Below are 16,831 nucleotides of genomic sequence, written 5' to 3' on the forward strand. Positions count from 1 at the left end.
CAGCATCGAGGCGTCGCTCGAGCAACTTATTCCGCAAACCTTTAACACCCCAGAAGCAACTCCCACAAAAGTTTCTACAGCGCGAGCAACAGGAACAGTGTTTGTCTCAAAGTCAGCTTCTGGTGATGGACGGTACATAGTGAAGAGTGCAGTAGGACCTATGGTCTCTCATAGCAAGGTACGTAGCGGAATTTATGATGTGGACTTAAACTAGGCGGTTGATGATGAAGTTACTTCTGATCACTTCAATACTGATGGGATTATCAAGTGCACAGGCCAACCCTGTTGGTATTCACTTGAGCGGACATATCAGTAATAGCGCGACAGGGACATCGTTGACCTCGGCAAATGTCGACTTCGTTATTAAGGTCCTAAGCCCGGGCGGCTGTCTTCTTTATTCTGAAAATCATTTAGGTAAAAACCTTTCTTTGACTGCTGGAAATTTTGACATCGATATTGGAACTGGGACAACAGCTTACAATGTGTATGATAGCGTAACTCCACAAAGCACAGATTCCGTCGTTAAAGTTTTTGATAAAGCAGCACCTTCATTGTCTGGTTTGACTAATGTAGATGCCGGTGGGTGCCCAGGCGGGGCTTATACTCCGGCAGCGAATGATCTGCGTCAGGTCCGCATCGAGTTTGATGCTCATGATGGTTATGGTGTTCAGATTATTCAGCCCTATCACCGGGTGACGAATATCCCTTTTGCGTTGTTAGCCGAAAAGTCCAGCGATTCTGCAAGTCTGCAAGGAAAAGTACCGAGCGATTTTGTTTTGAATTCTGATGTCGCAACGGTTGTTCCGGCAAATGAAACCGATCCTTCGGTGAAGGCTTTTGCGAAAGCGAATCTGCCTTCTTGTAATGTGGGCGAGGTGCTAAAAGCTTCAGGTGGAGTTCTGAGTTGCGTGAGTGCCGGTGGTGCTGTTGCTTTGGCAACGACAACTTCGACGGGCATCGTGCAAGCGGGCAGTGGCCTGGCTATAGATGGCGCCGGTGTTTTATCCACTGACAATGCTGCGATCAAATCTGGCTTGGGCTTGGGAATAATGGATGTCTCAGGCTTGCAAACTGCTTTAAACGATCGCGTTTTGTATTCTCAAATGCCGACTTGTACAGCGGGACAAACTTGGACATTCGTTTCCCCAGTGGGTGGATTTGTTTGTACTTCGACCTCGATCACCGCTTCGCAGGTGAGTGATTTTAGCGCGGCCGTTGATGCGCGAATCGCTGCTGATGCCACAAAACTACCTTTGAGCGGCGGCACCATGACTGGTGCTATCGATATGAATGGTCAGAACTTAACTCTGACCGGTTATATTACGATGAATCCTTCGAAATCTTTGCACTTGTCTAACAACGCTGTGGATCCAGTGGGCTTGACTCCTGCAGACAAAGGTAAGATTTGGTTTAACTCGACAAGCAATGAAATGAAATACTGGGATGGGACTCAGGCCAAAGTTATTGGGACTGCGGGTGCGGGCCTGCAGTCAATGAATGGTTTGAGCGACAATGCTCAGACTTTTGCTTTGGGCACGAGTGGTACTGACTTTAATATTAATTCCGCTTCTGGCGTGCATACTTTCAATTTACCAAGTGCTTCTGCTTTAAATCGTGGTCTTTTAACCGCAGCGGATTATACGACATTCTCTAATAAACTTTCTGCGGTCAGTGGCAGTACTTTGCCTTCTGCCCAAATTTGGGTTGGTAATGCCGGTGGGAATGCGGCCGCCGTATCACTCAGCGGTGATGTGACAATTGATATTGCGGGTGTTACAACTTTAAAAAACACTGGCGCTGCTGGAACTTACTACAAAGTGACAACGGATGCGCAAGGTCGCGTTTCAAGTGGTGTCTCGACACTGGCTGTTTCAGATGTAACAAATCTTCAAACTGATTTGGATGCGAAAGTTCCATACGCTCAATTGGCAACTTGTACTGATAATCAAACTTTGAAATTTATTTCACCAGTGGGTGGCTTTACGTGTGTGAACATTGCAATCACCGCTTCACAGGTGACTGATTTCAGTACGGCTGTGGATGCGCGAATTGCCGCAGATACGACGAAGCTGCCAGTTGCTGGTGGCACCATGACAGGTACCCTCAACATGGGTGCCCAAGATATTACGAATGCGGGAAATTTATCTTTAGCTTCAAATAAAAATCTTCAATTGGGCTCTTATGCAGCGGATCCATCAACGGCAGGTTGGGGAGCAACGGAAAAAGGTCGGACTTGGTTTAATACCACCAGTAACCAGATTAAATATTGGGATGGAGCTGCAGTGCAGGCTCTGGGTATTTCTGGTGCGGGTCTAACTTCATTCAATGGTCAAGTAGGCTCGACTCAAACTTTAGCGGTGCCTGGCACTACGGGGGCAGCACCAAATTGGTCTTCTGCAGGGAATGCTCATACATTGAATATCCCGATGGCATCTTCTGTGGGAACAACAGCGGGTCTTTTAAGTAAAACTGATTACGATTCTTTCGCTGGTAAACAGGCGGCCGGTAACTATGTTACGGATCTAACTGGCGATGTGACGGCCATGGGGCCTGGCTCTGCGGCAGCAACGATTGCTGTGGGCGCTGTTAATTCTTCTAAAATCTTAGATGGCACTATTTTAGGTGCTGATATGAATTTCACTGGCGTCAACAATGCGACTTCAGGAATTGTAGTCGTTGATTCAGCGGGTAAGTTTAATAACTTCACCTGTGCAACCGCAGGTCATGTCGCAACCTGGACCGCGACGGGTTGGACATGTCAAGCTCCAGCAACCAGTGGAACGGTCACAAGCGTAGGAACAGGCACGGGACTAACGGGTGGTACGATCACTGGCTCTGGCACTATTTCATTAGCTAACACCGCGGTGACTGCGGGTTCTTATGGTTCAGCAACTCAAGTTGGAACTTTCACAGTCGATGCTCAAGGTCGTTTGACTGCAGCGGGCAATGTGACGGTGACTCCGGCGTGGTCTTCGATCACAGGGACGCCGACAACTCTTTCGGGTTACGGCATCACAGATGCTCAGTCTTCCACATTGGCGGATGGTAAAATTCTAGTTGGTAATGCTTCGAATGTAGCAACGGCTCAAACGATGAGCGGTGATGCCACACTATCTAATGCTGGAGCGTTGACATTGGCCTCAAGCGGTGTGACTGCGGGAACTTATTCTAAAGTGACTGTCGATGCAAAAGGTCGCGTGACTGTTGGAACGAGTATCGCTTCAGGTGATGTGACAACGGCTCTTGGTTATACGCCGCTAAATAAAGCGGGCGATGTGATGACCGGAAACTTTGGTCTTAATGGTGTGACCTCAGATCCGGGCGGTCTTGTCGCTGGTGATAGAGGTAAGATGTGGTATCGCACGGATACCAACGAAGTTAAATATTGGAACGGAACAAGTGCGGTTGCTCTTGGTGTTTCCGGTGCCGGTCTTACTTCATTGAACGGTCAAAATGGTTCCACTCAAACATTTGCAGTAGGAACGACGGGCGCAGCGCCAGCATGGTCATCATCTTCCAATACTCATACATTGAATATCCCATTGGCGTCTTCTGCAGGAACAACAGCAGGTCTGTTAAGTAAAACAGATTACGATTCTTTCGTAGCAAAACAACCAGCAGGTAACTATGTCACAGCGTTGACTGGTGATGTGACTGCGGCGGGGCCAGGTTCAGCGGCAGCGACGATTGCTGCGAATGCAGTGACGACTGGTAAAATTCTTGATGGCACTATTTTAGGCGCTGATTTGAATTTCACTGGCGTGAATACAGCAACTTCAGGAATTGCTATCGTAGATTCAACGGGCAAGTTTAATAACTTCGCCTGCGGAACTGCGGGCCATGTTGCAACGTGGACGGTGACTGGTTGGGCCTGTCAGGCTCCGGCAACAAGTGGAACTGTGACTAACGTTGCGACGGGAACTGGATTGACTGGTGGTCCAATCACAGGGACTGGTACCATTTCATTGGCTAATACCACAGTTACGGCAGCGTCTTATGGCTCTGCAACTCAGGTGGGAACGTTCACCGTAGATGCTCAAGGTCGCTTGACTGCTGCATCGAATGTGACGGTGACACCAGCTTGGACTTCGATCACGGGCAAGCCGACAACACTTGCGGGCTATGGCATCACAGATGCTCAGTCTTCAACTTTGACAAATGGGAAAGTCTTTATCGGTAATGGTTCAAATGTTGCCGCGGAACAGACTGTCTCTGGCGACGCGACTATATCAAATACTGGCGCTTTGACACTTGCTTCAAGTGGTGTGACCGCGGGAACTTACTCGAAAGTCACAGTGGATACAAAAGGTCGTGTGACTGTGGGAGCGAATATCGCTTCTGGAGATGTAACGACAGCGTTGGGCTTTACTCCTCTAAATAAAGCCGGTGATGTGATGTCAGGGCTTTTGGGTCTTAACGGTGTTGCTACAGATCCAGGTGGGCTTGTCGCCGGTGACAAAGGTAAGATGTGGTATCGCACGGATACTAATGAGATTAAATACTGGAACGGCTCTACGGCAGTTGCTCTTGGTGTTTCAGGAGCAGGATTGACATCTTTAGGCGGGCAAACAGGTTCTGCGCAAACGTTTGCGATTGGAACAGCGGGCGCTGCGCCAGCATGGTCTTCAGGTTCTAATGTTCACACTTTGAATATTCCTTTGGCGTCTTCTGCGGGTACAACTGCAGGTCTTCTTAGCAAAACTGATTACGATTCTTTCGTAGCGAAGCAACCAGCAGGTAACTATTTGACAGATTTAACTGGGGATATAACTGCCACGGGTCCAGGATCTGCAGCTGCGACGATTGCGGCAAATGCTGTAACCACTGCGAAGATCAACAATCTCGCAGTCACAGATGCAAAAATTAATGATGTGTCTGTCAATAAGATCACCAGTGGCTCAGGAAAATACTTTACTTATGCACCCAACAACATGGCTTGTACAAACGGTCAGACGTTGTCAAAAACAGCAAATGGCTGGGAGTGTGCCAATGCGAGTGCTGGCACAGTGACAAGCATCATCGCTGGTACGGGCTTAACGGGTGGAACAATCACAAGCACAGGCACTATTGGTCTGGGGACAGAACTGACGGGGGTAAACGGATTGGCGACAACGGGCTTCGTTCAAAGAACGGGCGCGGGTGCTTACTCTACAGTGATTGGCAATACGGTCGCTTCCAATAATACAGTCGTTCAGCGTGATGGTTCCGGTGTCAGTGGTTTTTATGGTGTTGGAATTCAAGGTTCCACAAGTGGTACTGCGACGATTCAGGCGCCAACTTCTTTCACGAACTATACTCTAACTTTGCCAACGACGGCGGGGACTGCCAATCAAGTTTTGCAAACCAATGGATCTGGTGTTCTGTCCTGGGTGGCTCAGTCTGCGGGTGCTGATAATTTAGGTAATCATACGGCAACTCAAAATATTCAATTGGGTGCAAACTGGCTTAGTGGCGATGGTGGCAATGAAGGCATTCGTGTTGATGCAACTGGAAATGTTGGTATCAATGCGGCAACGCCCGGCGCTCCTTTAGATATTCAAAATGTCGGTGCCGCAGACAGAATTAGAATTTCTACCAACGTGGCTGGAAACTATAATGCGATCGGAAACTACAATACCAATGAGATGTACATCCAGCCGTACAGTGTAACCAGAATCTTGCGTGGATATCTGTATACGGCGGGAAATCAGAAAATGACGACCACGGATACGGCTATTTTGGTTGATAATAATAACGTTTCTTTGGCGGTCGATAAAGGTTCTGTGGGAATTGGCACAAGCACTCCTGCTGCTCCTCTTGATGTGATCGGTGCTGCAACCACGTCAAATTCTTATGTCAGGGTCATGTCGTTGACAGATACGACGGCGATGGCAACCGATGTGGGTGGAAGTATTTCCTTCCTGGGTAAATACACATCAGGTGGCGCTAGCACTGATTTGGCCGGAATTAAAGCCGGTAAAACAAATGCTACGACAGGTGACTATAGCGGATATCTTTCTCTCTGGACACGCAATAATGGTTCGACACCTGCTGAACGCATCAGAATTGATAATACTGGTAAGGTCGGAATTGGAACTGTAACTCCATCTATTAAATTGGACGTAGCCGGTGCGGTTCGCGTCGGTACGGATGCGACGGCTTGTGCGGCTGGTATCGCGGGTGCGATTCGTTATAACGCCGGCAATGTCGAGTATTGTAACGGAACAGCATGGACGGCCTTTGCTGCGAGTGGGGCTGGTATTACTTCGTTGAATGGTTTGACAGGAGCTACACAAACTTTTGCGACGGGAACATCTGGAGCAGATTTCAATATCAATTCCACTTCAACAACACATACCTTCAATTTCCCCAATGCCTCTGGGGCAAATCGTGGTCTTTTGACTTCTGGCGACTGGAACACCTTCAATAGCAAATTAGGAACCGGATCAGCATTTTCTGGTGACGTATCTGGAACTTCCACAACAATGTCCGTTGATAAAATTAAAGGCACAGCGGTTAGCGGAACTGCACCTACTGATACTCAGTTCCTAGTCTATAACAACGGTGCGACTCAGTATGCTCCTGTGAGTATGTCGGGTGACGCAACGATGGCTAACACGGGCGCTGTGACTTTGAAAAGCACCGGTACTGCTGGAACTTATACAAAGGTAACAACAGACGCTCAAGGTCGCGTGACTTCTGGTACTACACTTGTTGCTACGGATATCCCAGGATTAGATTGGGCTAAAATTACCTCTGGTAAGCCAACGACACTGATTGGTTACGGAATCACTGATGGCGTGCAAAACACTGGTGGCACTCCAAGCATGCAAACAGGTCTGTTTGCTTCTCGTCCCGCATTTGGAACTGCGGGCAGAATTTATATCTCTTCTGACACGAACACGATCTATCGCGACACGGGTTCAGCGTGGGTTGCGATTGGTGACGGTGCTGGTGCAGGTACTGTGACTTCGATCACAGCTGGAACTGGTTTAACGGGTGGTACAATCACTTCAACGGGAACTATTGGTTTAGGTACAGAGTTGACAGGATTGAACGGACTTTCAACGACGGGTTTTGTTAAGCGCACCGGTGCAGGAACTTATACTACCGCGGCAGCGAGCTTAACGGCCGATGTGTCTGGAGTTTTGCCGATTGCAAACGGTGGTACAAATTCTTCGACTGCTTTGACGAACAATCAGCTGATGTATTCAGGTGCGGGTGCGATTAAAGAGCTGGGCGTAATGAATGACGGGCAAATCGTGGTCGGCAAAACTTCGAATGCGCCACAAATCGTTACGATGAGTGGCGATGTGACTGTATCGAATACGGGTGTGACGACGGTTGGAAAAGTGAATGGCACAACAGTCACGGGTGTGGGTTTAGCAACGAATAACATTTTGCAAAACACAGGTGCTGCGATCACTGCGAATAACGTGTTAGTAAGTAACGGAACTGCGACGGGTGTGACAGCACTAACAAGCCCTGCAAGCGGTGTGTTGACTTCTTCGGGTACTGTTCCTGCTTGGTCTACATCTTTGCCGGCGACGATGGGTGGTACAGGGCAGACGAGCTTTGCAATCGGTGATTTGCTGTATGCTTCGACAACGACAGCAATGTCTCGCTTGCCAGCTGCAACATCTGGTTATGTTTTAACAAGTAATGGTGCGGGTACTGCTCCTAGTTGGCAGGCAGTATCAGGTGTTATCGCAGGATTGACTGCGGGACGTGTGACTTTGTCTACGGCTGCTAATTCGGTGGGTGATAGTCCGAACTTTACATTCAACTCATCATCTGGCGCGTTGGCGATCGGTGGTACTACACCAGCCTTTACATCTGCAGGTGCATTGACTGTGCAAGGTGCTGCAGGTTCAGCGACGACTGTTGGTAACTCGGGCACGACTTCTAGCTTGGTATTGCAGTCTGGTTCCGGTGGTATTTCTCTTGCCGGAAACACTTCTGTTTCTGGTTCGAATACCTTTGCGACTGGTACCGGTGCGGTAAGCTTGAATGGTGCGACGACAGTTGCAGCCAATCAGAACTTAACGATGGCTTCTGGCACGGGGGTTTATACTCAAACCTTCACTGGGACAACAACGGATGCGGCCTCGATCATCGCGAATGCATTGACGACAGGAACAGCGCTGAATTTGACTTCTTCAAGCGCAAGTTTAAATTCAACTGATGGCTTGTTGTATGTTGCGAACACAGGTGCTTCAACTTCTGGAATGGTTGCTAGAATTCAGTCGAACTCTACAGCTGGCACAGGTTTGACGGTATTGGCAAATGGCAATGTCGGTGCGGGAACTGCAGCGCCCACATCTGTTCTTGATATTAACGGTGCAGAGACTATGCGTGGTATGGCAGCTCCAGGGCTGTCGGCTGCGGGACAAGGAAGAATCTATTTTGATTCTACTGCGAATAAGTACAAAGTTTCTCAAAATGGTGGAGCCTACGCGGACCTAGTTCCTGCTGCAGGTGGTGGAGCACTTTCTAGTATTACCCCTGCAACGACTACGAATACCATCGACAACTTGAACTTCGGACAAATCTGGAACTGGTCATCAGCCACGACTCAAAGTCCAATGAGCATCAGTGCGAACGCTCTGACTACAGGTAGTTTGATGAGCCTGACTACTTCTAATGCGACGGTGAACTCTACGAATGGTTTGTTGTATGTAGCGAATACAGGTGCTTCAACTTCAGGAACTGTTGCAAGAATTCAGTCGAATTCAACGGCTGGTACAGGGCTTACAGTTCTTGCGAACGGCAACGTCGGTATTGGAAATGCCTCTCCGACATGGCTACTGGATGTTAACGGCGCAGCTCGGTTGAAAGATACATTAACTCAAGAAGGTGTCAGTTCTGCCTCGGGAGATTTGAATTACCATCAGCTACTCATGGATACTCATAATTATAATATTAATCCAAAATCGGGAATCGCTTTTGGCGGATATTACAATGCAGTTCCAAGCACCACGTTCTTTTCTGGAATCAATGGCGGTAAGGAAAATGGAACTTCAGGCAATACTGCTGGATATTTAGCATTAGTTACACAGCCGAATGCGGGCAGCCCGACAGAGCGTTTGCGCATAAGCTCCACTGGTTACGTCGGAATCGGTACGACAGCTCCATCATCAGTTCTCGATGTTAACGGTGCTGTAACCGTGCGCGGAATGGTGGCGCCAGCGGTCTCTGCTGCAGGTCAAGGAAGAATCTATTTTGATTCAACATCGAATACTTACAAAGTTTCTCAAAATGGTGGAGCGTATGTGGATTTGATTAGTACTGCCACAGGAGATTTCAAAGCAGATGGTTCCGTCAGCATGACCGGTCCATTGAAGGCCTCTACAGGATCTGCGGCGGCGCCATCGCTTACCTTTAGTTCAGATCCTAATACCGGCTTTTACTCAGGTGGTGCTGGACTGCTAGAGATGACTACGACTGGAGTTCAAAGATTCGAAGTGAGCAGTGTGGGTCTTATTTCTCCAAACGCAAATGGTCCTAAATTGACTTCCACCGCTGGAACGGCGGCAGTACCAGCCTTTGCATTCAATGGAAATACCAATTCAGGAATGTGGTCGCCTGGTTCAAATGCATTGGCATTCTCTTCAAATGGTTCAGAACGTATGAGAATTGATTCGAGTGGCAACGTTGGGATTGGCACTACTTCTCCAAGTTACAGTCTCGATGTGCAAAAAGATCAGAATGCTGCGACCTCACTTTACGTTCGTAACTGGGTAAGCAGTGGTGGTTCCGCTGCTTCTACTGTCGCAGTTTCAACTTTTGACGTTGGTGGTGGTCTATGGGCCTTTCCTTCGTTTGGTACTAACGCCGACCTCCAAAAGCGCAACAAAGTCGTATTGGAAGCATCAACTGGTAACGGCGTTTTGATCACAGCAGGTTCGGCAACAGGTACTGTCGGATTGCGAACAATAGCAAGTACGTCACCGTCATTGTTGGTAGATACAACTGGCAACGTCGGTATCGGCACGACCGCACCTAACAGCAGACTGGAAGTCGCCGGTGGTTCTCTGACAACGGCTTACTCTGTGATCGCTTCTTTAACTGTCGACTTTTCTACCGCAAATACTATTGCTACAACGGCGGCAGCAGGCACCTTGGTTTTAAATAATATGCGCGACGGAACAAGTTATACTTTGATTGTGCAAAATACAGGTAGCTATACGTTGTCGGGATCAAGTGTCTCTACCTGGCGTTGTGCTCCGACTTGTCCTAGTGCGGTTGTTTCAAATAGTTCGGGGCATGTTCTGATTACAGTTTTGAAGGCTGGCACGACAGCTTACGTGAGCTATATCACTGATATGCAGTAAAAATATTGGGAAAATATAAAATGCAGATAGGAATTTATATTTTAATTTCAACTCTTTGGGGAACTCTTAATGCATTAGCTGGTGGAGTACTTCCTGCGGCTATGTGGAATCAGCAGAAATCGCTCAAGGTGAAGCAAGTGTCAGTCGGCTCTAATCATGTCTGCACCCTGTTGGAAAATTCCAAAGTGAAGTGCTGGGGATATAATGCCAATGGCCAGCTTGGATTGGAAAATCTAATATACAAAGGTGACGGAGCGGGGGAAATGGGCGACAGTCTTGCCTTCGTTAATTTGGGAACAGGTCGCAGCGCTGTTCAGATCGCAGGAGGTGGGATGCATACCTGCGCTCTATTGGATAATTCAACAGTTAAGTGTTGGGGAGAAGGCAGCAGTGGTCAGCTTGGTCAAGGGAATGGGAACTCGCTAGGTTGGGGGGGCGGTCAAATGGGTGATAGCTTGCCAGCTATCAACTTAGGTACCGGGCGCAGCGCTGTGCAGATCACGGCAGGCTATTCGCATGCTTGTGCTTTGTTGGATAATTCGACGGTGAAGTGTTGGGGCGAAGGCAGCAGTGGTCAGCTTGGGATTGGCAGTACCGCAAAAATGGGTGATGGAGCTGGTGAGATGGGTGATAGCTTGCCAGCTATCAACTTAGGTACTGGTCGCCGTGCCGTACAGATCTCGGCAGGCTATTCGCATACTTGTGCTTTGTTGGATAATTCGACGGTGAAGTGTTGGGGAAATAACGGCTTTGGACAGCTTGGCCAGGGAAGTACAACAAATTTGGGCGATGGCGCTGGCGAGATGGGTGATAGCTTGCCAGCTATCAATTTAGGTACCGGTCGCAGCGCTGTGCGGATCATAGCAGGTTACTATCATACTTGCGCTTTGTTGGACGATTCGACTGTGAAGTGCTGGGGCTATAACAGCACCGGCCATCTTGGGCAGGGCAGTACTTCAACTTTAGGTGACGGTGCTGGAGAGATGGGAGATAGCTTGCCAGCGATTAGTTTAGGCACTGGTAGAAAAGCTGTGCAGGTGGCGTTAGGTAATCAACACACCTGTGCTCTGTTGGATAATTCGACGGTGAAGTGTTGGGGAGACAACTCCTTTGGTCAACTTGGTCAGGGGAATTCTACGACATTAGGTGATGGCGCTGGTGAAATGGGCGATAGCTTGCCTGTGATTAATTTGGGAACTGGTCGTGCAGCCGTACAAATATCTTCCAGTGGAAATCACGTTTGTGCTCTATTGGATAATTCAACAGTTAAGTGTTGGGGGAGCAATAATTATGGTCAGCTTGGCCAAGGGCATACTGCTAATTTGGGTGATGGCGCTGGTGAGATGGGCGATAGTTTGCAAACAATAAAACTTGGTATGGCAACATCACGACTGGCGAAAGTATTCGGTGGGAAATTTTCAAAAGTCAGTCAATTGGTGAGTGGTCCTTTTAGTGTTTGTGCAATTTTGGAAAATTCTAAATTGAAGTGTTGGGGGCGAAATGACTTTGGCCAACTTGGTCAAGGCAATACATTGAATTTGGGTGATAGTGCTGGTGAGACAGGAGATAGCCTGCCCTATGTTGATTTAGGTACCGGTCGCACCGCCGTGCAGGTCGCAGTGGGCGACTCTCACACTTGCGCCATTTTAGATAATGCTGCTGTGAAGTGTTGGGGGAAAAACAACTATGGCCAACTTGGCCAGGGAAATACGAACAACTTGGGTGATGGCGCTGGCGAGATGGGCGACAGTTTGCCAACTATTGATTTGGGAACAGGTCGCAGTGCTAAACAGATTGGTGTTGGTCTCGAATATTCATGTGCTTTGTTGGACAATTCAACCGTGAAGTGTTGGGGAGTGAATTTTTTAGGCCAACTCGGGCAGGGCCATACCAATAATCTAGGTGATGGGGTCGGCGAGATGGGGGACAGTTTAGCGGCGATAAATTTTGGAACCGGTCGTAGTGTTGTGCAATTGGCAGTCGGGTCACAGTTCAGTTGTGTCATTTTAGATAATGGTGCTCTCAAGTGTTGGGGGGTAAACTCATCGGGCCAACTTGGATTAGGTACATCGCAAACGATGGGAGATGGTCCTGGCGAAATGGGCGACAGTTTGCCTGTCGTTAATTTGGGAACGGGTCGTAGCGCCGTGCAGGTTTCCTTGGGAGGAGCAGATGGTTGTGCGCTATTAGATAACTCAACGGTAAAATGTTGGGGATATAACTTTGATGGAGAGCTTGGTCAGGGCCATACCAATAATCTAGGCGATGGGGCTGGTGAGATGGGAGATAGTTTGCCAGCTATTAATTTGGGTACGGGGCGTAGCGCTGTGCAAATCGCTAGTGGTGGCTATTTGAGTTGTGCATTGTTGGATAATTCAACGATGAAATGCTGGGGCAGTAACGCTGCGGGAGGCCTTGGGCAGGAGAGTACAGCAAATTTGGGCGATGGTGCCGGAGAGATGGGAGATAGTTTGCCCGCGATTAGTTTAGGAACCGGTCGCAGCGCTATATCAATTTCGGCCGGAAGCTATCATGCTTGCGCTGTGCTGGATAATGCGACAGTGAAATGTTGGGGGCAGAATGGATACGGCCAAATGGGTCAGGGCAACACTACAGTCAGGGGAGATCAGGCTGGAGAGATGGGTGACAATTTGTCGATCGTAAACCTTGGGACAAGTAAGTAGTCTCAGGTTTGATGCTGTTTACGCTATCTTTAATTTTTTTGAAGCCACAATAGTTGAGGATCCGGTTGTTAAAAACCGGGAATTTTTCACCGTATCAGCGCAAATTTTTAGATGATGTGTTCGCGGAAATTTCAGCAGAGCTTTCGCGACGCCGGGGAGCCTTCTGGTTCGCGTGGCAGATAAAGGTTAATCCCTATTTCCATGGCAAACATCATTATATCTTTTTTAAGTCAAACTTACGCAGCATTTCGTCAGCCCAGGCTTGAGGCAGCGCCAAAATATTTTTCGTGATGATTCCCGGGTAAATATTAAGAGAATTTTTGTTGAAGTTATCGGTGTTAAACAGAGGTGGGAAATGCTGATAAAGGATGTATCCCCAAGATCGCAGAAGGTTTTCTAAATCCGGAGCTATATCCGTTCTGTCATTTTCAACATACAAAACAGGCTTTAAACGACGAATGGTTTTTTCTGCCCCGAACAAAGCCTCCAGCTCCATGCCTTCAATGTCGAGCTTCATGAAATCCAAGCGATCCAGCTCGAGCGAATCCAGAGTTACCATTTGTATCGTTTGATGGGGATCTTCTGAAGATTGGTCTAGCTTCAATTCCAATGCGCCAAAGTTGCCAAGGCGAGAATATTCCGGCGTTTCGATCTTGCGAGAACTGTTCTTCTGCGCGAGACCTTCTTTTCGAACTTCAACTTGAGTAAGATTTTGTAGAAAACAGTTCTGGCGATTTATGGTCCACAAGAATTCCTGAGGTTCATAGCAGATCACTTTGCCCTTGGGACCGACAAGATTTCCGAAGGCAACGCTGTGGGCGCCCAAGTGCGCGCCAGCTTCAACAACAACCATTCCTGGCTTGATCAGTTCGGAAAATAAAATAACTTCCGCTTGCGAATATTCACCATATTCTTTGAGTGCGCGGCCAACGAAAAAATCTGTAACAACGGTTAGAAAAGGACCTTGTCGCGTCTGCACCAGATCAATCACACCACCTGTGGATGAAATATTATTGGGATGATAGATGGCATCACTTTTTATTCGTTGGTCTTTAGGCCATTCTTCGTTTTTAAGGAACTGCAAAGAACGTGTGATTGTTTCCTGCCATTGGCCCCACTGCGTCTGATGTAAAATTCGCATTGAGTTATACCAAGAGGAAATTTGTGGTTGAGTTGTGTCTGGCTCGCATGAAAAGGTAAACCAGCCCATGACTCGATTGAGTAAAAGCACGGGGACTCCAAGAGCCCCAGCTAGATGCGCAGGTCCTGAGTCGACAGAAATCACCAAATCCATGTTCATTAAAAAACCCGCCAAATCTTCAGGTCCACGAATATAAGAGCTTAGATTTTTGAGTCGGGAATCTTTAAGTCCGTTGTGACTGTGCTCTGGATACACGGTGAAAAATTCGAACTGATCGCTTGAATCCAGCAAACCTTTTATGACATCTGCGGGGACACTCCTGAGATAGTCTTCCGCAAATTTGGTGTTTCCTTGCCAAGCTAAAGCGACCTTTTTCTTGGATGATGAAGTTAATGACTTCCAGGATTCAACAAAGGGATTTAGCACCTGTAAAAAAGGACTTCCATCAATCTCAGACAATGGCAAATTTAAAACCCGTGGGCAGCTAAGTGAAGGCAGCCAAAAGTCAAAGTCGACTTGATCCACACCCTTGATTTCCACCAAGGCACTGACGCCGCGTAAAGATCGCAGCAGCGGAAATATTTCCTCTGGAGCTGCCAAAATAACTTTTGCGCCTAAAGTCTCAAAGTAGGGGGCAAAACGAGAGAAACATATAATGTCCCCCAGGCCACCTTCGCAGGCGATGAGCAGGGTCTTTCCCCAGAGTGATTCTCCGGACCATAGAGGCTTCTTCTTTGTAACGAGTTCCCCACCGAAGTGACCAGAGCCTCTGATGCTGTCAAAGAAAGCCAATCCTTCTTGCCATTTTCCAAGGGCAATAGAGAGTCTGGCACGGTAAAAGCGAAGGTTTACGTTTTCCGGCTGATGCGTCTGCAATGCCGTCACTAAGTTGTAGGCTTCCTGATATTTTTGCTGATGGGACTTTAAAATCATCCACAAATAAGCTGTATTAAAATCGCATGATTCCAAAGGGAATTGGTTTAAAATCTCTTCAGCCTCAATGAGTTGAGTTGCTGCAAGAAGGCCAACGATTTTGTCACTTAGCTGAGAGTCCATGCTAAGAATTTAAACAAATCTTAGTTCGTGCTGGCAATCTATTCCTTCGGGAAAGGATATTAAATAAGCATCCCTTGTTGTTTCAAGGCTTCAATGTGTTCAAGATTAAGCAATAGGAGGTCAACTCCAGTGCCACGTTCCATAAGAATTTTGGTGGCGGACAGAAGATTTTCAATGCTGACGAAATCAAGAAGTCTATTTCTAGGTCGCTGAAGATCTTCGACAATTTGAAAGGGAAAGTAGGAATTCTTCTCAATAAAGGCGAAAATTTCAAACACCGAATCACCAGCGGCGGATATGTGGCGGGGAGAGTATTCCACCATGATCGCTGGCTTAAATTTTTGAATGGTCTCTTTCAGACCTTCCAGTATTTTGCATTCACTTCCCTGAGCGTCGATTTTAATAAAATCAAGTTTTGTGAAACCAGTTTCTTGGCTGACTAGTTCATCCCCGGTTAAAACTTCAACTTCGACCAAGGGTCTTTTGTCTAACAGACTTTGTGGATCCAAAATATGATCGCCAAAATTTCCCCCGGATAGAGACAAACTTCCGTGGCCCTTGTAATTGGAAAGGGCCGCCCGCACACACTTCACCTGTTTGAGTTCATTGAGGGTGATATTTCTACTCAGAAGCTGGAAGTTCTTCATCTCAGGTTCCACAGCCAAGATCAGACCCTCGGTCAGATATTTTCCCATGGCGACGGTGTGCCAGCCTAAGTTTGAACCAACCTCAAGCATTGTAGAATGAGGTTTTAAGAGTTGGCGAAATACAACGAGGTCGTTGAGTGAATAAAATCCTTTTTCTCGAATGATCTCTGAGAGGATTTCATCTTGATCGTGTAGTAGAAGCTGAAAATTTTCGCCCGGAAAGATTTCAAATGAATGCATGGCTGATCTTAGGATGAACAGAGTTTTGGTACAAGAATGAATAGTGGATTGAGTTGGTATTCTGATTGGAGAGGGTTTCGTTTGACGGAGCAAAGGGGAATAGTCAGGCCAGAAGCAGTCGGCCTGACTTTAATAGACTTCAATCGATTATCTGTTTGAAAAACTGCTGTCCATCTCGCCAGTTTTTAAAATATGCTCAAGTTGTTTGATACCCAGGCCCGTCGTTGAACGAGCGCACAAAGTCCAACCAGCATCGACCATTTTATTAATATAAGGCAGATATCCTTTCGCGCCGGCAGTCATGCCGCCCACATTTGTCCATCCAAAAACTGTTAATTTGTTGAAGGCTAAAAGGGCAAATTGCTTTTGATCGTTCGGATTCACTAGCGTTACAACAGATTTGTTGGATTTGAGTTGCGTCTTCGCCTCGTCAGCAAAAACCCAGAAGTAGTCTTCTACATTATAGAGAGCATAGTCTGTATACATATGTCCTTGAGGACAAACATCAGAAACGCGACCCGCAAGACCAGAGGCAAATGATTTAGTGGAAGCAAAAATAATCAACATGGCAAAAAGGGTTTTCATTTAATCTCCTGAGTGATTCCGGAGTGACCGGATGAGTTTATATTTTTTGAAACAGCACTGGTTCTATAAGACGAACGGAAATTTCGCTAATTGCTAACCTGTCATGAGAAAAAAGTGAATTGCTATCTAAACCATCGACAGCAACCTCCGTTTCGGTTGAGCTGC

At 47.4% G+C, this 16,831-nt stretch carries 5 protein-coding genes; 2 read left to right on the top strand and 3 right to left on the bottom strand.

Annotated features, from left to right (window positions below; all coding sequences use genetic code 11):
- Positions 1-224 precede the first annotated feature (224 nt).
- The gene (locus NWE73_RS05945; RefSeq protein WP_277577375.1) at positions 225-10,313 is read left to right on the top strand and encodes a phage tail protein; all 10,089 of its coding nucleotides are present in this window, start codon (positions 225-227) and stop codon (positions 10,311-10,313) included.
- Positions 10,314-10,333: 20 nt separating this feature from the next.
- A complete protein-coding gene (locus NWE73_RS05950; protein ID WP_277577376.1) occupies positions 10,334-12,997 on the top strand; it encodes an RCC1 domain-containing protein in 2,664 nt (887 codons plus the stop codon).
- 214 nt (positions 12,998-13,211) lie between these two features.
- Here NWE73_RS05950 and NWE73_RS05955 read toward each other — a convergent pair whose 3' ends face one another.
- From NWE73_RS05955 to NWE73_RS05965, 3 genes are all read right to left on the bottom strand, one after another.
- The gene (locus NWE73_RS05955; protein ID WP_277577377.1) at positions 13,212-15,194 is read right to left on the bottom strand and encodes an FkbM family methyltransferase; all 1,983 of its coding nucleotides are present in this window, start codon (positions 15,192-15,194) and stop codon (positions 13,212-13,214) included.
- Between the two features lie 59 nt (positions 15,195-15,253).
- Positions 15,254-16,081 (bottom strand): FkbM family methyltransferase, encoded by an 828-nt coding sequence (locus NWE73_RS05960; RefSeq protein ID WP_277577378.1) that lies wholly within the window; start codon positions 16,079-16,081, stop codon positions 15,254-15,256.
- A 147-nt stretch (positions 16,082-16,228) separates the two neighbouring features.
- Entirely contained in the window at positions 16,229-16,666 is a 438-nt protein-coding gene (locus NWE73_RS05965; protein ID WP_277577379.1) for a hypothetical protein, read from the bottom strand.
- Between the last annotated feature and the right edge of the window lie 165 nt (positions 16,667-16,831).

The organism is Bdellovibrio svalbardensis (assembly GCF_029531655.1).
GTDB classification, from domain to species: domain Bacteria; phylum Bdellovibrionota; class Bdellovibrionia; order Bdellovibrionales; family Bdellovibrionaceae; genus Bdellovibrio; species Bdellovibrio svalbardensis.

Bases quoted from the DNA above. Each gene is read 5' to 3' on its own strand.
- NWE73_RS05945 (WP_277577375.1), top strand. From the start codon at position 225: ATGAAGTTACTTCTGATCACTTCAATACTGATGGGATTATCAAGTGCA.
- NWE73_RS05950 (WP_277577376.1), top strand. From the start codon at position 10,334: ATGCAGATAGGAATTTATATTTTAATTTCAACTCTTTGGGGAACTCTT.
- NWE73_RS05955 (WP_277577377.1), bottom strand. From the start codon at position 15,194: ATGGACTCTCAGCTAAGTGACAAAATCGTTGGCCTTCTTGCAGCAACT.
- NWE73_RS05960 (WP_277577378.1), bottom strand. From the start codon at position 16,081: ATGCATTCATTTGAAATCTTTCCGGGCGAAAATTTTCAGCTTCTACTA.
- NWE73_RS05965 (WP_277577379.1), bottom strand. From the start codon at position 16,666: ATGAAAACCCTTTTTGCCATGTTGATTATTTTTGCTTCCACTAAATCA.